Origin of the sequence: Calditerrivibrio sp. (genome assembly GCA_026415135.1) — a bacterium.
Lineage (GTDB): Bacteria > Chrysiogenota > Deferribacteres > Deferribacterales > Calditerrivibrionaceae > Calditerrivibrio.
Map to the genome: position 1 here is coordinate 74,525 of JAOAHS010000026.1, position 16,780 is coordinate 91,304.

At 35.0% G+C, this 16,780-nt stretch carries 22 protein-coding genes; 4 read left to right on the forward strand and 18 right to left on the reverse strand.

The features are described 5' to 3' along the window. The first annotated feature begins 3 nt into the window (after positions 1-3). The gene (locus N3C60_04625) at positions 4-1,485 is read left to right on the forward strand and encodes a DegQ family serine endoprotease (protein ID MCX8084187.1); all 1,482 of its coding nucleotides are present in this window, start codon (positions 4-6) and stop codon (positions 1,483-1,485) included. Here the strand turns inward: N3C60_04625 and N3C60_04630 are convergent. From N3C60_04630 to N3C60_04650, 5 genes are read right to left on the reverse strand one after another with little or no spacing between them, the layout of a single operon-like run. Then, positions 1,482-2,390: a metal-dependent hydrolase gene (locus N3C60_04630; protein ID MCX8084188.1), complete on the reverse strand. Its 909-nt coding sequence runs from the start codon at positions 2,388-2,390 to the stop codon at positions 1,482-1,484. The two genes, N3C60_04625 and N3C60_04630, sit on opposite strands and share 4 nt — an antisense overlap. A 37-nt stretch (positions 2,391-2,427) precedes the next feature. Next, positions 2,428-3,798 (reverse strand): Do family serine endopeptidase, encoded by a 1,371-nt coding sequence (locus N3C60_04635; GenBank protein MCX8084189.1) that lies wholly within the window; start codon positions 3,796-3,798, stop codon positions 2,428-2,430. A gap of 14 nt (positions 3,799-3,812) precedes the next feature. Next, positions 3,813-4,532, reverse strand: a complete 720-nt coding sequence (locus N3C60_04640) for a MucB/RseB C-terminal domain-containing protein (protein MCX8084190.1) — start codon at positions 4,530-4,532, stop codon at positions 3,813-3,815. A gap of 8 nt (positions 4,533-4,540) precedes the next feature. Continuing rightward, on the reverse strand, positions 4,541-4,981 hold the full coding sequence (locus N3C60_04645) for a zf-HC2 domain-containing protein (protein MCX8084191.1): 441 nt from the start codon (positions 4,979-4,981) through the stop codon (positions 4,541-4,543). Further along, positions 4,959-5,552 carry a sigma-70 family RNA polymerase sigma factor gene (locus N3C60_04650; protein MCX8084192.1) on the reverse strand — a complete coding sequence of 198 codons (594 nt, stop codon included), beginning with the start codon at positions 5,550-5,552 and terminating at the stop codon, positions 4,959-4,961. Before N3C60_04650 ends, N3C60_04645 begins: the two co-directional genes overlap by 23 nt. A gap of 123 nt (positions 5,553-5,675) precedes the next feature. On the opposite strand from N3C60_04650, the gene N3C60_04655 reads away from it, so the two are divergent. Then, positions 5,676-7,304: a bacteriohemerythrin gene (locus N3C60_04655; GenBank protein MCX8084193.1), complete on the forward strand. Its 1,629-nt coding sequence runs from the start codon at positions 5,676-5,678 to the stop codon at positions 7,302-7,304. Between the two features lie 16 nt (positions 7,305-7,320). Here the strand turns inward: N3C60_04655 and N3C60_04660 are convergent, their stop codons facing one another. Next, complete coding sequence (locus tag N3C60_04660) at positions 7,321-7,602, reverse strand: late competence development ComFB family protein (GenBank protein ID MCX8084194.1); 282 nt, start codon at positions 7,600-7,602, stop codon at positions 7,321-7,323. Positions 7,603-7,649: 47 nt separating this feature from the next. Between N3C60_04660 and N3C60_04665 the strand changes: the two genes are divergently transcribed. Further along, positions 7,650-8,642 carry an NAD(P)-dependent glycerol-3-phosphate dehydrogenase gene (locus N3C60_04665; GenBank protein MCX8084195.1) on the forward strand — a complete coding sequence of 331 codons (993 nt, stop codon included), beginning with the start codon at positions 7,650-7,652 and terminating at the stop codon, positions 8,640-8,642. Positions 8,643-8,674: 32 nt separating this feature from the next. On the opposite strand, the gene N3C60_04670 is transcribed toward N3C60_04665, so the two are convergent. Then, positions 8,675-8,926, reverse strand: coding sequence for a zinc ribbon domain-containing protein (locus N3C60_04670; protein ID MCX8084196.1), 252 nt, complete (start codon positions 8,924-8,926; stop codon positions 8,675-8,677). 133 nt (positions 8,927-9,059) lie between these two features. Between N3C60_04670 and N3C60_04675 the strand changes: the two genes are divergently transcribed. After that, positions 9,060-10,154, forward strand: coding sequence for a branched-chain amino acid aminotransferase (locus N3C60_04675; protein MCX8084197.1), 1,095 nt, complete (start codon positions 9,060-9,062; stop codon positions 10,152-10,154). A gap of 34 nt (positions 10,155-10,188) precedes the next feature. Here N3C60_04675 and N3C60_04680 read toward each other — a convergent pair whose 3' ends face one another. The 11 genes from N3C60_04680 to N3C60_04730 all read right to left on the reverse strand — a co-directional run bounded on the left by N3C60_04680 (position 10,189) and on the right by N3C60_04730 (position 16,750). Further along, positions 10,189-10,803, reverse strand: a complete 615-nt coding sequence (locus N3C60_04680; protein ID MCX8084198.1) for a DUF4405 domain-containing protein — start codon at positions 10,801-10,803, stop codon at positions 10,189-10,191. 164 nt (positions 10,804-10,967) lie between these two features. Continuing rightward, positions 10,968-11,468: a rubrerythrin family protein gene (locus tag N3C60_04685; protein ID MCX8084199.1), complete on the reverse strand. Its 501-nt coding sequence runs from the start codon at positions 11,466-11,468 to the stop codon at positions 10,968-10,970. A 14-nt stretch (positions 11,469-11,482) separates the two neighbouring features. Next, positions 11,483-12,103: a cysteine hydrolase gene (locus N3C60_04690; protein ID MCX8084200.1), complete on the reverse strand. Its 621-nt coding sequence runs from the start codon at positions 12,101-12,103 to the stop codon at positions 11,483-11,485. A gap of 43 nt (positions 12,104-12,146) precedes the next feature. Then, positions 12,147-12,926 carry a glycosyltransferase gene (locus N3C60_04695; GenBank protein ID MCX8084201.1) on the reverse strand — a complete coding sequence of 260 codons (780 nt, stop codon included), beginning with the start codon at positions 12,924-12,926 and terminating at the stop codon, positions 12,147-12,149. Further along, positions 12,927-13,385 (reverse strand): Lrp/AsnC family transcriptional regulator, encoded by a 459-nt coding sequence (locus N3C60_04700; GenBank protein MCX8084202.1) that lies wholly within the window; start codon positions 13,383-13,385, stop codon positions 12,927-12,929. A 3-nt stretch (positions 13,386-13,388) separates the two neighbouring features. Beyond that, complete coding sequence (locus N3C60_04705; GenBank protein MCX8084203.1) at positions 13,389-14,042, reverse strand: endonuclease III; 654 nt, start codon at positions 14,040-14,042, stop codon at positions 13,389-13,391. 3 nt (positions 14,043-14,045) lie between these two features. Continuing rightward, positions 14,046-14,288 carry a hypothetical protein gene (locus tag N3C60_04710; GenBank protein ID MCX8084204.1) on the reverse strand — a complete coding sequence of 81 codons (243 nt, stop codon included), beginning with the start codon at positions 14,286-14,288 and terminating at the stop codon, positions 14,046-14,048. A 5-nt stretch (positions 14,289-14,293) separates the two neighbouring features. After that, the gene (locus N3C60_04715; GenBank protein ID MCX8084205.1) at positions 14,294-15,451 is read right to left on the reverse strand and encodes a cysteine desulfurase; all 1,158 of its coding nucleotides are present in this window, start codon (positions 15,449-15,451) and stop codon (positions 14,294-14,296) included. Between the two features lie 2 nt (positions 15,452-15,453). Further along, positions 15,454-15,867, reverse strand: coding sequence for an RrF2 family transcriptional regulator (locus tag N3C60_04720; protein MCX8084206.1), 414 nt, complete (start codon positions 15,865-15,867; stop codon positions 15,454-15,456). Continuing rightward, positions 15,864-16,511 (reverse strand): serine O-acetyltransferase, encoded by a 648-nt coding sequence (gene cysE / locus N3C60_04725; protein ID MCX8084207.1) that lies wholly within the window; start codon positions 16,509-16,511, stop codon positions 15,864-15,866. The genes N3C60_04720 and cysE overlap by 4 nt, the downstream gene beginning before the upstream one ends. 68 nt (positions 16,512-16,579) lie before the next feature. Next, positions 16,580-16,750, reverse strand: coding sequence for a 4Fe-4S binding protein (locus N3C60_04730; protein ID MCX8084208.1), 171 nt, complete (start codon positions 16,748-16,750; stop codon positions 16,580-16,582). Between the last annotated feature and the right edge of the window lie 30 nt (positions 16,751-16,780).

Sequence of the window (16,780 nt, forward strand, 5' to 3'; positions counted from 1 at the left end):
ATAGTGAAAAAAATAATATTGGTTTTGATTATTGTTATAGGTATTTTTTTTGGTTTGAAGTTTGCTGGCATAGATCTAAAAAGTCTTACAAAGGATTTTACCTCTAAAAAAGAAACGGTTACTTTGGATCAGAATACTTCTTCAGTATCACCTATAAAGCCTTCTGAACAGATACTTAGTGTTCAAGAGTCCTTTGAAAAAGTTGCAGAGATTGCATTGCCATCTGTAGTAAATATCTATACTGAGCAAAGGGTAAAGGTTAATCCGAGATTCGATTTTCCATTTGGTGATAACCCATTGTTTCGAGATTTTTTCAAGGACTTTTTTGGTACCCCAAAGCAGAGGGAGTATAAAAGTACAAGTCTGGGGTCAGGTTTTATTATAACAGAAAACGGGTATATAGTGACCAACGATCATGTTGTCAAAAATGCCGACTCCATAAGTGTAAAACTCTCTGATAAAAGAACTTTTAAAGCAACTGTCGTTGGTTCTGATCCTAAAACTGATGTTGCAGTTATTAAGATAGATGCAAAAGATTTAAAGCCTCTTAAATTTGGGGATAGTTCGAAGCTTAGGATAGGTCAGTGGGCTATAGCAGTGGGGAACCCTTTTGGTTTGAATGGTACTCTAACAGTGGGTGTTATCAGTGCTACTGGTAGGAGTGGTTTGGGGATTGAAACGTATGAGGATTTTATACAGACAGATGCATCTATAAATCCTGGTAATTCTGGTGGACCTCTTTTGAATATTTATGGAGATGTTATAGGCATAAACACGGCGATAATAGCATCAGGTCAAGGTATAGGCTTTGCCATACCAGCTAATATGGCAAAGCCTATCATAGAACAGATCATAAACAAAGGGAAAGTGGATAGGAGTTGGATTGGGGTTGGTATACAGGATATGACACCAGAATTAGCGAAATCGATGGGGGTTAAGATAGATCATGGTGTGGTTATTAATAAAGTTTACCCTAATTCCCCTGCAAAAAAAGCTGGTCTGCAGGAGGGTGATGTAATAATAAAATGTAACAATGAAAAGATAATAACATCTTCTGACTTACAAAAGATTGTTGTAAATAGTAAAATAGGAAGCGAAATTAAGTGTACTGTTATTCGTGACAGCAAAGAGTTTACTGTAAAAATAATTACTGAGAAAATGCCAGATGATGAGACTATCGCTAAAGAGTCGATGCAGGAATACAAAGATGAACGTTTAGGTATAAAAGTGAGGAATTTGCAGCCAGAGGAAGCTGATCAGTTCAATCATAAAAACGGTGTGATAGTAGTAGATGTTGTAACCAATTCTCTCGGGGAAACTGTAGGGATTGCTGAAGGTGATTTGATTATATCAATAAATAGGAAGCAAATTAGAAATATAAAAGAGTTTTCCGTAGTGATGAAGTCTTTCCCAAAAGGAGCCATAATAAATCTGATGGTTGAAAGGGAAGGGGATACTTTCTTTATTGCTGTAAGGTTGCGTTAGTAAGATATCTTACGGGGTCCCTCTATGATAAGGGGGATCTCTTTTTCATAATTTCTAAAGTAGTATTTTATCCTATTGCGGTCTTCTTCTATAATCAGAACAAAGGGGTTATGTCTGAAAGGTATTTCAAATCTTAGATCTGCAATTTCATATTTGCTACCATTTCTTTTCATATAAGGGTATTTTAAAAACCATTTAAATATCTTTAAATTTTCATCATGTTTAAGAAGATTTAAAATATTTTCTGTAACCTTTTCATATTCATAGGATTTACCATTAAATGTAAGCTTCATCTTTATGGAATAATCCTCTGTTTTAATTACTTTCCAGAAAAGAGGAGAAAAAGGAGCTGTGGTTACTGTATAACTTTTTTCGATGCGGTTAAGGTAAGTCTCATAAATAGTTTTTATAATATATGATGAAAAAGGATACAGGAAGATCAAGGAGAAGGCTATCAAGGCTGATTTTTGATTTTTTTTGCCCATGAAATATAAAGTGATTATCAATATTAAAAAAATTGGATCTATTATGAACATGGCATCAAGACCAACTCTTGTATTGCTAAATGGTAAAAAGATCTGGGTTCCATAATTTGTCATCACATCAAGGAAGATATGTATCAGAATAAGAATGTAGAAATTTTTGAGAAGATTAACATCATTGTATCTTATTGTTTTTGCCAAAAGCAGGAGGAGCAGAGATAGCAAAAAGCCCCCCACGAATGAATGGGTAAAGCCTCTGTGATGAAGAAGGTACATAAAAGGGGTGGAGAATAACCCAACAAAATTGTCAAGATCAGGGCTCATGCTTACTAGCCCATATACTATAGCACTTTTTAAATCTCTTCTATTTGTGAGGTAGTTTCTTCCTACAATACCTGAACAAAAATGGGTAACTGGATCCATACCTTTATATTTCAGGGGAGAAAAATCTCCCCCATTTTTACTCCTTTATAAAACCGATGGTTTTAATGCCCTTCTTTGAATATAATCTCATGACAACATACTTACCTTTTTCGATCTTTCCATAGATGTCAAAGAAATCATCTTCATTACGGATAACCTGGTTGTTTATACTCAAGACTATATCTCCCTTTCTTATACCAGCTTTGTAGATGTTAGTATTAGTTTTAACATCTGTGACCTTTACACCATAATCCAGTTTTAAGTTCTTTTTTTCATCATCTGTAAGGTTAGAAACGGAAATTGGTTGGGCTTCTCTTTCATCAAATGTCAGATCCTTCCTCTCTGCTAACTTAACGTTTATCTTTAGATTTTCTACCTTTCCGTCAACGCTAATCCTAATAAGGTCAATGGTAACCACTTTTCCTGGCAAAGAGTTCCCTATGTAATTGACTACATCTTTGGGTGTTTTCATCGGTTTACCGTCAATTGCTATTATTATATCCCCTACTTTTATACCAGCCAAGTCTGCCGGTTCACCTTGTAAAATCCCATTTATGATTACCCCATGTGAGGTATTAAGCTTTAATTCCTTTATCATCTCTGGTTTGAGTTCTTCAAGGTGTTGAACACCTAAGAGCCCCCTCTTTACAACACCAGTTTTTAGTTGGGGTAAAAGGTTCTTAAGGGTATTGACAGGAACAGCAAAACCTAGTCCTTGCCCAGATGCTATAATGGCTGTATTTATACCAATTACTTCACCTTTTAAATTTACTAGTGGACCTCCGGAATTACCCGGATTGATGGAGGCATCGGTTTGTAGGAAGTTATCATAAGGGCTTTCACCCAGATCTCTACCTTTGGCACTTATTATCCCTACTGTATAAGAGGATTCAAGACCAAAAGGGTTGCCAATTGCTACAACCCATTCACCCACTTCGAGGCTATCTGAATCCCCTAAAGGCAGTGGTTTTAAGTCAGGTTTTTCTACATCTATTTTTAATAAAGCAAGATCAGTTAGTGGGTCCCTGCCTACCTTTTTAGCTTTATACTCTTTACCATTGTGGAGCTTTACATTTATTTCATCGGCTTTTTCTACAACATGATTGTTAGTAACTATATAACCATCAGGGGATATAATAAAACCTGAGCCGAGAGCTCTTGATTTGTATTCCTGGTAATGTTCCTGACTGCCAAAGGGGTCAAAATCCCCAAAGGGGTTAAACCCAAATGGGAAATTGAAGTTAGGTATTTTTCTTTTGATCGTTTGGGTAGTGTTGATATTAACTACACTTTCTTTTGTTATTTTGACTACATCTGTTATCTGGGGAAGAGATTTTGCATACAATGATACATTAAAAAAAATAATCGTAATTAACACGTATAAAGCTGTTTTGGTTATTTTGTACATAATCTTCCTCCGAATTATTTTTTATCTTTAACTGTAATATATGTTATAAAGTTTTCCATCTCTTCAAAGGGGATCGTTCCTATTACTGTGTACTGGATACCGTCTATTTTTTTAGACAACACATAATTACCATAAAGTATTGTTTTATTTATCTGTATCTCTTGGTCTGTTTTCTTAACGAAAAGGGAGAACTTATTAAGTCCGTCATTAAATATATAGTGAATTGTTCCATCTTCAAGTTTTTTTATTAATTTCCCCTGAAATCCTTTATAGTAGATCTGTTCTTTTTCTAAGCTTATTTCCTTTAGATCCCTTTTCGTTGGTTGCATGTCTGGAATTTTTTCAGTGTAACCGTATGAATATAGAAGCTTATTGTTGTTATCGTAAACCTCTCTTCGTACTATCAAATTACCATACATGTTTATGATCTGGGGGAATCTGTCTTTATTGATGGGTACCATCTCTATCTGTTTTAGGACCTTATTATCCTGTTTAAAACCATCTTTGATGGAAATATTGTAATAGTCTCTCGATATGCTGTTGAGATCTAAGAAAGGTTCTCTAATGGATTTTGCAATAAACTTAATTCTGCTATCTGTGAAAGATATTTCATCGACGTTGTTAAAGGTTAAGGTTATGTAAGAGGTTGGATTGACCGCTAGTTTTATAAATATGGAGTTTGCAAAAATATTATTTGTGAATAATATGAAAAAAAGAAGGGCTATCAAACGCATCGTTGTATTTATCTCTCCATAGAATAGGCAACACTGATAACCTTTGTATTGTTTGACTTTTCAAGGTGTTCAAGCAATAATTTCTCTTCTTCTTTGAAAGTATAAGTGTTTTTGTTTTTAGATAATGAGATGTTGTTTATTAAAACGTAGGATAAAAATATGGCGGCAAGCAAAGCAACTTTAACAAGGGTATTTTTTCTCTTTTTTGTTTTATTGGCTGATTGTTTGTGCTTTATTTGGTGCATAATAGACTTTGATAGATCTATATTTGGTGAGCTTTTGTTTGTATAGCTCTCTTTTATATGTGTTTTTAACTTTGAGATATTGTTCAAATATATTTTACAGTTTTCACATATTCTTAGATGTTTAAGAAGGTAAAACTCTTCAACTTCACTTAGCTCGTTGTCTAAAAAAGCATTAATGTTTCTATGATACTTTGTACAATCCATCAGCCAATCCTTGTTTTATCAACCTTTCTTTTATTATCTGTCTTGCATTAAAAAGTCTGGACCTAACAGTACCTATCGGAATTTTTAATATTTCAGCGATCTCTTCGTAGCTTAAATCCTCCACTTCTCTGAGTATGATAACATTTTTTAGTTTAGAAGGTAGTGAATCAACAAATCGTCTTACATACCTTCTTAACTCCTCATCCAAAAGTTCTTTTTCAGGATTGGTATCGTCAGTTTGAATATTAAAGAAGTAATCATCTTCTTCCTGCTCTTCATCGTACATATCAACGTATCTTTTACCCTTTTCCAGTTTCATAAGTGATGCATTGATCGCAATTTTTTTAAGCCAGGAGTAAAATTGCTCCTTATTCCTCAGAGTATGTAAGTTTTCGTAAGCTTTTAAAAATGTTTCTTGTAAAATATCCTGAGCCAAGTCTTCATCTTTGACTAAATTTAAAATAGTACCATAGAGCTGCCTCTGGTATTTCAGTATTAAAAATTCAAAAGCATCAGAGTCACCATTTAAAATAGCATCTACAATTGTTTGATCACCCATTGTATTCTCCATGTTGTTATGATAGATATAAATTTAAAAAGTTCAAGATTATTTTGATGTGTCCGATTATAATTACTGTTTACATGATTTATCGTTTTTGTTATAATTAAACCATAAAAAAGATGGGGTGTGTAGATGAAGAGAATTGCTTTTGAAAAAGTGCTAATGATTTTTCTGATTACCAATGGTTTGCTTGCAATTGTGTTTAGTGGCTATGATATCTATCTGCTCAATGAATTAAAAAATGCCGATAAGAATCTCTTGGAATCTATAGTTTCTAAGCTCTATTTTGTAAATGTCTTAATCATTTTGTTGGTTCCAATTGGTTTGTTGATAACATTTTTTGTGGTTTATAAAACATTTTATGCAAAAATGAATTCCATAAATGAAAAGCTAATGAAGATTGCTAAGGGTGATTTCTCTTTGAGGATTGATGATTCTCCAGGATTGTTGGGGAGATTGATCTTTTATATTAATGAAGTGTTGGAAAAATCTGGACATGCCTTGAAGACAACAAAACAAAATATCGTTGCTTTAAACAATGCTGCAGATGAGCTAAAAAAATCACAGACTTTTGTTGTAAAGGAATTAAAGGTTATCGAAGATAATTCCCAGAGTGTTTCTTCTGCTGCTGAGGAGCTTACAGCTACCAGTGAGAATATTGTTGAGAGTTGTAAACATACACTTGATAACACTATAGAGCTTTCTAAGGTAGTCGAAGATGGAATGAATAATACTCATACACTTAAGGAGACAATTAGTGAGATTGCCAATGCCATTATCTCCCTTAATAAGAATATTACGGATTTTATAAAAAAATATGAACAGATAGAAAAATTTACTATAACTATAAATGATATTGCTGATCAAACAAACCTTTTGGCTCTTAATGCTGCAATAGAGGCTGCACGAGCTGGAGAATCTGGTAGGGGGTTTGCAGTAGTTGCTGATGAGGTTAGAAAGCTTTCTTTAAAGACCACTGATTCTACTAAAGAAATAAAAACAGTCATATCCGGGTTAAATCTCGAGATGAAAAATATTGGTAAAATAATTGGGGAAAGTGTAAAAAAAATAGATGTGGGAGTAGAGGCAACGGATACCACCATTGCCAGTTTTGGACATATAAATGAAAATATAAAGAATATAGTTAGTCTCATGGATGGGGTTTTAAAATCGATGGAAGAAGAAAGTATGGCTGTTGCTGATATCTCTAAAAGTGTTGTAAATATTTCTGAAAAACTGGGAGGATTACTGCATTCTTCCCAAGAATTTATAAAAGCTGGAGACACGCTTAAATCGATTTCTCAGGAGTTGGATCATGAGCTTAAAGAGTTTAACATTGGAAAGGTTGATGAGTTGATAACGTGGAGTTCTAAGATTGAAACAGGGATTAAAAAGTTTGATGATCAACACAAGGAGTTGGTAAGATTATTAAATAAGTTTTATAGGGCAATAAATGAGGGTAGAAGCAAAGCTGTTTTAGGTGAAATTCTTAAAGAACTTGCTAATTATACTGTCTATCATTTCCAATCTGAAGAGGATGCTTTTAAAAGGTTTAACTTTCCGGATAAAGATGAACATATAAGGATCCACAAGGATCTTGTCAATCAGGTTGTTAAAGTGATTAAGGATTTTGAAGCTGGTAAAGATGTGGTTAGTGTTAATCTGTTACAGTTTCTTAAAGACTGGGTTGTAAAACATATAATGGGCGATGATATGAAGTATGGAAAATATTTTAAACAGATAGGAGCTAAAATAAATTAACTACTTTGTATCCCCATCATAAATGGTGGGGGTACTTTTTGACTCTTTCGATTGCTAACTTTATCTTTTCGATGATAAGTTCGTCTGTTACTTTCTTTTTCGCTTCTTCAATTGACTCTTCATAGGTCTGATAATGGGGTGGAATCGAATTTAACACTATGGCTGCTACATCGAGGATACAGATACTGCATGTGCAGAAAGTTTCATCCATGTCGATGTAATCTGCCAGCAGATCCCAGACTCTTTTTTCGTTGACATTTTTTAGTTGTTCTATATCATATTGATTGATTTTTACCATATTTCACCTTATATTTTTTTATACTCTTATACATAAGGAGATGAAAAATGCAAGAGAAAATAGCAGTTATAGGAGGTGGTTCGTGGGGTACGGCTTTAGCCAATTTGTTAGTGGACAATGGTCATGAGGTTGTGTTGTTTGTGCGTGAGATTGAGATCGTTGATTCGATAAATAATAAGAATATCAATTCAATCTTTTTCCCAGAAATAAAATTGAATAGAAACTTAAAAGCAATGCATTTTGATAATTTCGATGATTCCTACAATAATATTGTTTGGGTAGTTCCAACACAATTTACAAGAGGGAGTATAAAAAGATTTGACCATGGTCTTAAGGGTAAAAATATTATTATTGCTACAAAGGGGATTGAGATCGGAACAGGGAAATTGGTGGTGGATATTTTTAGAGAGAATATTGATGCAAGGTTATCAATATTATCAGGTCCCTCCTTTGCAAGAGAGGTTATCTTAAAGAAGCCTACAGCTGTCAGTGTTGCCTCCATGTACGAGGATGATGCCTTTTTTTGGCAAAAATCTTTTTCCAACAAGTACTTCAGAGTGTATCGCTCTAAGGATCTAAAGGGTTTGGAGCTTGGTGGTGCTTTAAAGAATGTAATAGCAATTGCAGTTGGGATTTCGGATGGTCTTTCCTTTGGTAATAATGCAAGAGCTGGGTTAATTACAAGGGGGCTTGCTGAAATTACGAGAATGGGGCTAAAAATGGGAGCTATGCTTGAAACTTTTATGGGTTTGAGCGGTATGGGGGATTTGGTTTTAACATGTACTGGTGACCTTAGCAGGAATAGGCAGGTGGGGCTTGAAATAGCTTCGGGCAAGACTATTGCAGAGATTCAGGGACATATGAAAATGGTAGCTGAAGGGGTATCTACAGCAAAGGCAGCTTACGATCTGTCAAGGGAGTTGGATGTAGATATGCCTATTGTCACTGAGGTGTATAGGATTATCTATGAGGGTAAAGATCCGAAGGAATCTGTTATAGATCTTATGAATAGACCTTTAAAGGAGGAGAGTGTTTCTTAAGGAAGGGTGGATACCCACCCTTATATATCGTTTTAGTTTTCTACGTTTGAGGCAGGACAATTGCTGCAAGATGTAGAAGATTCCTTTGCACTACAGTTATTTTTTGATGCGTAATCTGTCTTATACCAGCCACTACCTTTGAGATGAAAGCTTGTAAGTGACATTATCCTTTCAGCAGAAGAGCCACATTTTACACATTTTTTTTCAGCAGTGTCGCTGAAGGTTGGCTCTAATAACTCAAAGATATGCTCACATTTTGAACATTTGTATTCATAAATGGGCATAAATCATACCTCCTTTTTGTGTTTTGGAATTTAAATATATATAAAATTTTCAAAATGTAAAGGGGGGATAATTTTACTTGACAAAGTAGAGACTAAAAAATAATATGCATCAAACTATGAACTGAGGTGAAGTATGGAGATATCCTATTGTTTAAAAGCAAGATCAAAAAGAAGATTAGAGCCATTCAAACCCGAACAGCCATTACCTTTTGGTCAGCTGAGGACTGATCATATGTTTATGATGGATTTTGATGGTCATGAATGGTACAATATAAAAATTTGCCCTTATTCAGATATAAATATCGCTCCAGGAGCAATTGTTCTACATTACGGTCAAGCGTATTTTGAAGGTGCAAAGGCTTTTATGCATCCTGATGGGGAAATCTATACCTTTAGGTTGGACAAAAATGCCGAAAGAGCTAATTTCTCGGCCGAAGTTTTATGTATGCCACAGGTGGATGTGGAATTTCAGATAAAAGCTATACACGCTTTGATAGATGTCGATAGAAATTGGTTTCCAATACAAGAGGGTGCTTCTTTGTACATAAGACCTTTCATGTTTGGTACCTCCGATTCTCTGGGGGTTCATCCTAGTGAGAGCTATAGGTATATGGTAATTTTATCTCCAAGTGGCCCATACTACCCAACAGGTTTTACAAAGCCCATTAGATTACTTATTACTCAGAAATTTCACAGGGCGGTTTCAGGGGGTACTGGTGCTGCCAAGGCAGCCGGTAATTATGCAGCTTCTTTAAGAGCAGGTCAGTTTGCAAAAAAATTTGGTGCCAGTCAGGTCTTATATCTTGATGCTTCAAACAGATATTTGGAAGAAGCTGGTGCTATGAACCATTTTCATATTACAAAGGATGGTACAGTATATATACCTGAGTTTACTGATACTATATTGAAGTCTATTACATCTATGAGTATGATAGAGTTGCTGCCCACTTTGGGGTTTAAAGTTGTTCAGAAAAAGATAAGTCTTGAAGAGTTTATTGATGGTATAAAATCTGGAGAAATTGTAGAGGCAGGTGGGTTTGGTACTGCTGCAGTTGTTTCACCTGTAGGTGAGTATGTATTTGAAGATGGAACTGTTTTAAAGGTGGGAACAGGCGAGATAGGGGAGATGACTAAAAAGATATATAAAACATACACGGATATACAATATGGTAGACAAAAAGCTCCAGAAGGCTGGTTAAGAAAGGTTGAAAGGGTTTTTAAAGGTTGATAAATCAGGAAAAGGGGGATAAATTCCTCCCTTTTTATTTTTTAGTTTCGTATTCAGTATACTTTGATTCTATGAATTCAAATAGTTTGGATGGGGTGGTGTTATTTTTTCTTGCTATTGTTAGGAGATTATCATTTTCATTAAATATTATGTTATTATCTTTTAAAATCTGAATGATTATCTCTTTTTCCATCCCTTCTTTTTTTGCTAGTTGCCCTATTTTAGAAAGCTCTGCATGGGGATATGGTGGTTCACCTACTTTATCTTTCCAGCTTTCTTTAATGGTGTCCCCTAATTTTATAAGATCTTTAAAAGGTGATACTTCATAATAAGTCCCAATAAAAAACAGCAGAAAAATGACCGTAGCGGAGAGAAATGGTGGAGTGGCAAATGTGATCATTTGGGCCTTATTTTTTAAATAATATAAAAGTGCTTTCCAGTTTAGATAGATATGAAGAGAGCCTGTGATGAGAAAAAGGGCTGAAAAAGTTATGTGAAGGTTGCCCCATTGGGTTTTGTCAAGCCCAAGAATGTGTAGGTCTGCCCAATATGCTATTCTTCCTTGGGGGATTATAAACAGAACTATCCCTGTAATAGATAAAGCTAAGAACGACCAAAAAGCTAAAAATGATATAGTTTTTCTAAACATATAACATACCTCTTTAAATTTTTGATTGATGTTAACCAAAGTTTATGCCATAATCACTTGTAGAATTAATAAGATCGTATAAGTATTTTTCAAATAAAATAGGCAAAATTTGCACAATTTAGGCATTTATGAGGTAAACGGGGGATACAATCCCCCATTTTTTTCTAAGCAACTTTGGTAAATTTATCTCCAGAAACTCCGCAGATCGGGCATTTGGCTGGAGCAGAATCAAACTCTATATAACCACAAACAGGACAGAGATAAAAGTCTGTGGCTTCGATATCTTTACCTGATTCTACAGCTTCTAATGCTTTCTGGTATAATTTAGCATGTACCTCTTCAGCTTTTAGGGCAAAATTAAACATCACTTTTGCTTTGTGACCTTCACTGTTTGCTTTATCCAGCATTGGTGGGTACATCTCTTTATATTCATATGTTTCCCCTTCGATAGCTGCTTTTAGATTTTCTGCTGTGGAGCCCACCATATCCAACGCATTGAGATGACCCTCTGCATGAATTCTTTCTGCTTCAGCAGTAGTTCTAAAAAGTTTCGCAACATTTTTAAACCCTTCTTTTTCAGCCTTTTTAGCAAATGCAGAGTATTTTTGAAACGCTTGACTTTCGCCAGAGAATGCTTCCTTTAAATTGGTTTTTGTTTCAGACATCTTTTGCCTCCTTTTTATTGTTTATACTCTATTAGTGTACTTCTTGTGAGTATTATGTTGTTTCTAGTTCCAGGTCCATTAATCAGTGTGTGTACCACAGCCTGTTCAGCGAAGAGGTCTGCAGACAAACAATCCACAGGAACTATGATTTTATAGCCTCTTTGAGAGGCTTCAGTGGCTGTGAATAAAACTGCACCGTTTGCAGCTGTACCTGTTATGATAAGCTTTTTTATCCCCTTTGCTTTTAGGATATTATCAAGATTTGTATTTAAAAACTTGTTTACTGTTGAGTTTACTACCGGTTCTGTGCCGAGGGGGGAAACCTCTTTGAGTATGGTATCTGGTTTACCATTAGGGGTGAGAGAGTATGCAACAAAGATATTGTTATCTCTTGCTTTCTTGAGTAGGTTAGAGATGATGGGAACGGTATCCAGACATCTTGGTCTTCTTTCTTTGTTACAGGTGAGTTCTTCGATATCGAGTATTAAAAGAGCAGTTTCATTATCTACCACAAACTTCTGTAAACTTGGTGTCTGAGGTGGTACAACCCAATCCCACTCTTCAATAATATCTGCAGCATAAGATAATATTGAAATTAAAAGAAATATTCCCAAAAACAAAAATATCTTTTTCATAGTTCCTCCTAATTTCAAATTATTATAATTTCATACAAAAAAGTCAAGAACTTTTTATACCATTTTTTACTATATCGAATTTTCTTTCTAATTCAATTATAGCATGTTTTTTTAGAGAATTGGGTATAATGTATTTTTTTAATATCTTACATAGTGAGATAAGCCGATAATACTCAATATGGGGTGTGGTAAGACTGAGTTGGGGCTCAGTATGAGTAATTTTAATGATAGTTTTAATAGGGAGATAGCCTATTTCGAATTTGTTTGCAATCCTAAGCCACATATCATAATCTTCGCATATAGGCAAGGTTTCATCAAATAGCCCCACTTTGTTGAAAACAGTTTTATGGATGACAGCTGAAGAGGGACTTATTCTACAGAAATCTAAAATATATTTAAAGATATGTCCACCATACCTTTGATGTTTTTCCTTTGGGTTGATAAATCTATCTTTTTTGTACCAGTATTCATCTGTATGGCATACTAAATACCCAGTTTTTGTTAGGTATGATGCTTGTAATGATAGTTTATTAGGTAGCCAGATATCATCGGAGTCTAAAAATGCGATATACTCATATTTAGCATTGTTTATACCTACATTTCTTGCATAGCTAACACCTCTATTTTTATTATATTTTATATATCTTATACGGTATAAGTATGGTTTTAAGTAATAGGCAAGATCGATATTTGATCCATCATCAATTACGATAATTTCATAGTGTTTATACGTTTGTAAAAAAACAGATTCTAATGTGTTTTTTAACAGGGATACTCTGTTATAAACAGGGATTACCACAGAAAAGAATATATCTTTCTGCATCTACTGAATCGGTTTTTTTCTGTCCATTATGGTGGAAAAGACTAAAATTGTGTTGGTTTTTTGAACACCTTTTATATTTCTAATCTTTTTTATAAGGTTTGATAGGGAGTCTGTGTTTTTTGTAATCACCTTTGCTATCATGGTGAAATCACCAGTTACATGATGGCATTCTATAATATCATCATCAAAAGTTGATATATTTTTTTCAAAATCTGAAATACTTTGGGCACTATCTAGGGAGATCCCTATGAAAGCAAGAATATCGTATCCAATTGCTTTATAATTGACATTAGCTGAATAACTTTTAATGATCCCTGCATTTTCTAACTTTTTTACTCTATCTATTACGGAAGGTGATGAGAGGTCTACCTCCTTTGCCATATCTGCATAAGAGATCCTTGCGTTGTTAATCAATAAGTTGAGTAATTTTCGATCTACATCATCGATCATATTAGCCATTTCCTACCTCCTTTTGGTTACATCTTTTTTAGCACAAAAAGGGTCGAGTTTGCAAGAAGAACAAATGGGTAAGATAGGTTTGCATATATTCTGTCCATAGGCAACGAGATACTCGTTCCATTTAATCCAGTATTTTTTAGGTAATTTTTTTCTTAGTTCCTCTTCTGTTTTTTGGGGGGATCTGGTATTCACAAAGCCCATTCTGTTCATGATTCTGTGAACATGGGTATCCACACATATGGCTGGGATCCCGTATCCTTCCACTAAGACTAAGTTTGCAGTTTTTCTGCCAACCCCTTTGATCGAAAGTAATTCTTCTAAGCTATCTGGGACAGTACCGTTATATTTTTCTATCAGATGACGGGAGATATTTATAATTAAATCACTCTTTTTTCTATAAAAACCAGCAGGATAGATGCATTGTTCTATCTCTTCTTTTGAAAGTTTTACCATCTCGTAGGGTGTTTTGGCTTTAGATAAGATTTTCTTTGATGCTTCTAAGGTTACAGCATCTTTTGTTCTCAGGGAGATTATAGTGCTTATTAAAACTGCATAGGGATTGTTTTGGATGAATTGAGATATTTGGGATACAGATGGGGTATTAAAATTTCTATAAGATACCTCTAATATATGAAAGATCTTATCTATTTCTTCCAATTTTTAATACTCTTCCAAAAATTCTCTTATTTTTGGTTTTAGGTGGATTTGGCTTAGATCAAACTGTTTTAATGACTTTGCAATAACGAAAGCTTTGTAATCATCTTTGGCTTTTTTGTCTATAATTATATAGAACTTGTCGTCAACCCTACACAATCCACCCCTTGCTGATGTTTTTTCATATCTCAATGTAATCCCCAGCTGGGAGCAAAGAAGTTCTAAATCTTTTAGGATAGTTTTTCCCATAACCTCTATTTTCTATAAAGGGGGGACATCTCCCTTAACTTCTGGGTACTGACCTTTAATATTTCTACAGCTTTATCTACCTCTTCTATTGTATTGAATCTACCAAAACTAAACCTTATGGCTCCATGGATATCCACTGGGTCAACGTTTATAGCTTTTAATACATGGGAAGCATCCATGCCACCAGAGGAACATGCTGACCCTGTAGAGCAGCAAACCTCAGAAGCATAAACCATAAGGGCTTCAGCTTCGATATGTTTGAATGTGATATTTGAGATGCTGCAAACTCTGTTTTTTGTGTCACCGTTTACATAAACATCAGGTATTTCGTTGAGAACTTTTTCTTCAAATCTGTTTCTTATGGAGGTTATATAGTCGATATCCTTTTCTAAATTCTGTTGTATAATTTCGCATGCTTTTGCTATTCCAATTATGTAAGGGACATTTTCTGTACCTGATCTTATGCCATCTTCTTGATGGCCTCCATGAATAATAGGCTCTATTATGTTTTTCAACTCCTTATCTATATAGAGTACTCCGATACCTTTGGGGGCATAGATTTTATGGCCAGAGAAACTCAAAAGGTGGACCCCTAATTCAGACACATCCACATTCATTTTCCCAACAGCTTGAACAGCATCAGTATGAAAGATAAAACCATATTTGGTTGAGAGGTGGCCTATCTCTTTGATAGGCTGGATTGTGCCTATTTCGTTGTTAGCAAGCATTATAGATACGAGTATCGTATCTTTTCGTAGGGCATTTTTGAAATCATCTAAGTCTATGATACCATTGTTTCTCACTGGCAGGTAGGTAATTTCAAATCCAAGTTTTTCGAGATATTTACAGGATTCGAGTACTGCTTTGTGTTCAATATTGGATGTGATGATATGTTTGCCCTTGTTCTGTAAACCTAAGGCTATCCCTTTTATGGCGATGTTGTCAGATTCTGTTCCACTTCCACAAAAAATTATCTCTTCAGGTAAGGCACTGATGGTTTTAGCCACTACTTCTCTTGCTTTTTCCACATCTTCCCTTATTAATCTTCCTTCAACGTGGATGCTCGAAGGATTTGCAAACTTTTCTTTAAAATATGGGGTCATTGCTTCAAATACTTTAGGATCTATTTTTGTTGTTGCACTATTATCGAAGTATATGGACATCTTTATGCTCCAAAATGTATATTTTTCATCTTTTGTAATGTAATTCTTTCTAAATAAGTGTCAATATCTTTTTTAAGACCAAACCAAACCCAGTTTACAGCGCAGATGGAGGATTTTTCACAGCCGGAGGTATCTATACAATCTACAGGTTTTATTGGACCATCCATGGCATATATGATATCCTTTAAATTTATCTGATCCAATGGTTTTGCAAACATGTACCCACCTAAAGTTCCTCTGACAGATTTTACTATCTTATTTCTTCTAAGTTTAGTAAAAAGCTGTTCAAGGTATTTTATAGAGATACCTTCGAAATCAGCAATTTTCTTTATGGAAACAGGTTCTTTATCAGCTCCTAAGGCTATCATGGCAAAAATAGCTCTTACGGCATACCTACTCTTAGTTGTGACTTTCATTTTTCCTCCTTTTTTCGGAGTTCTTCTACCTCTTTTTCCAGTACTACTAATCTATCTATAATACATGATATGGCTTTAGCAACTGGATCGGGTAGCTTGTCGTGTTCAAAACCACTGGTTTTTCCAGATTCTGCTACAACTCTACCAGGGATACCTACTACGGTTGCGTTTTCTGGGACCTCTTTGATAACAACAGAATTAGAACCAATCTTAGCACCATCACCTACCTTAAAAGGTCCTAAAACCTTTGCTCCAGAACCTATTACTACACCATTACCTATGGTTGGGTGCCTTTTGCCTTTGTTTAGGGATACACCACCCAATGTTACACCATGATATATGGTGACATCATCACCTATTTCTGCTGTTTCCCCGATTACAACACCCATGCCATGATCTATGAAAAATCGTTTACCTATTTTAGCTCCCGGGTGTATTTCTATACCTGTAAGAAAACGGGAGATATGGGATACAAATCTTGCTAAAAAGAACAGCTTTTTATTCCAAAGCCAGTGAGCCAGACGATGAAATTGTCTTGCATGAAACCCGGGGTAACAAAATATTATCTCTAAAGTACTCCTCGCTGCTGGATCTCTTTCAAAAATTGCATTGATATCCTCTTTTATATCTTTCAATAATCCCATATCATACTCTCAGAGTAGTAAATTTATCTAAAATATTAGGGGCTATCGCCCCACATAATTTTCTGGTATTAGCGAGCTTCAATACAGTCTACTGGACAGACTTCAACACAAGCTCCGCAGTCAGTGCAAGTGTCAGCATCAATTATCCTTTTGCTGTCAGCTTCACTGATAGCACCTACTGGGCACTCATCTTCACAAGCTCCACAGTTTGTACAGGCTTCAGTTATAAAATGTGCCATTTTGCACCTCCTAATTTTATTTTATAGTCA

Excerpts from the sequence above, each read along its gene's own strand:
- N3C60_04630 (MCX8084188.1), bottom strand. The coding sequence starts at position 2,390 with ATGGATCCAGTTACCCATTTTTGTTCAGGTATTGTAGGAAGAAACTAC.
- N3C60_04635 (MCX8084189.1), bottom strand. The coding sequence starts at position 3,798 with ATGTACAAAATAACCAAAACAGCTTTATACGTGTTAATTACGATTATT.
- N3C60_04640 (MCX8084190.1), bottom strand. The coding sequence starts at position 4,532 with ATGCGTTTGATAGCCCTTCTTTTTTTCATATTATTCACAAATAATATT.
- N3C60_04645 (MCX8084191.1), bottom strand. The coding sequence starts at position 4,981 with ATGGATTGTACAAAGTATCATAGAAACATTAATGCTTTTTTAGACAAC.
- N3C60_04650 (MCX8084192.1), bottom strand. The coding sequence starts at position 5,552 with ATGGAGAATACAATGGGTGATCAAACAATTGTAGATGCTATTTTAAAT.
- N3C60_04655 (MCX8084193.1), top strand. The coding sequence starts at position 5,676 with ATGAAGAGAATTGCTTTTGAAAAAGTGCTAATGATTTTTCTGATTACC.
- N3C60_04660 (MCX8084194.1), bottom strand. The coding sequence starts at position 7,602 with ATGGTAAAAATCAATCAATATGATATAGAACAACTAAAAAATGTCAAC.
- N3C60_04665 (MCX8084195.1), top strand. The coding sequence starts at position 7,650 with ATGCAAGAGAAAATAGCAGTTATAGGAGGTGGTTCGTGGGGTACGGCT.
- N3C60_04670 (MCX8084196.1), bottom strand. The coding sequence starts at position 8,926 with ATGCCCATTTATGAATACAAATGTTCAAAATGTGAGCATATCTTTGAG.
- N3C60_04675 (MCX8084197.1), top strand. The coding sequence starts at position 9,060 with ATGGAGATATCCTATTGTTTAAAAGCAAGATCAAAAAGAAGATTAGAG.
- N3C60_04680 (MCX8084198.1), bottom strand. The coding sequence starts at position 10,803 with ATGTTTAGAAAAACTATATCATTTTTAGCTTTTTGGTCGTTCTTAGCT.
- N3C60_04685 (MCX8084199.1), bottom strand. The coding sequence starts at position 11,468 with ATGTCTGAAACAAAAACCAATTTAAAGGAAGCATTCTCTGGCGAAAGT.
- N3C60_04690 (MCX8084200.1), bottom strand. The coding sequence starts at position 12,103 with ATGAAAAAGATATTTTTGTTTTTGGGAATATTTCTTTTAATTTCAATA.
- N3C60_04695 (MCX8084201.1), bottom strand. The coding sequence starts at position 12,926 with ATGCAGAAAGATATATTCTTTTCTGTGGTAATCCCTGTTTATAACAGA.
- N3C60_04700 (MCX8084202.1), bottom strand. The coding sequence starts at position 13,385 with ATGGCTAATATGATCGATGATGTAGATCGAAAATTACTCAACTTATTG.
- N3C60_04710 (MCX8084204.1), bottom strand. The coding sequence starts at position 14,288 with ATGGGAAAAACTATCCTAAAAGATTTAGAACTTCTTTGCTCCCAGCTG.
- N3C60_04715 (MCX8084205.1), bottom strand. The coding sequence starts at position 15,451 with ATGTCCATATACTTCGATAATAGTGCAACAACAAAAATAGATCCTAAA.
- N3C60_04720 (MCX8084206.1), bottom strand. The coding sequence starts at position 15,867 with ATGAAAGTCACAACTAAGAGTAGGTATGCCGTAAGAGCTATTTTTGCC.
- cysE (MCX8084207.1), bottom strand. The coding sequence starts at position 16,511 with ATGGGATTATTGAAAGATATAAAAGAGGATATCAATGCAATTTTTGAA.
- N3C60_04730 (MCX8084208.1), bottom strand. The coding sequence starts at position 16,750 with ATGGCACATTTTATAACTGAAGCCTGTACAAACTGTGGAGCTTGTGAA.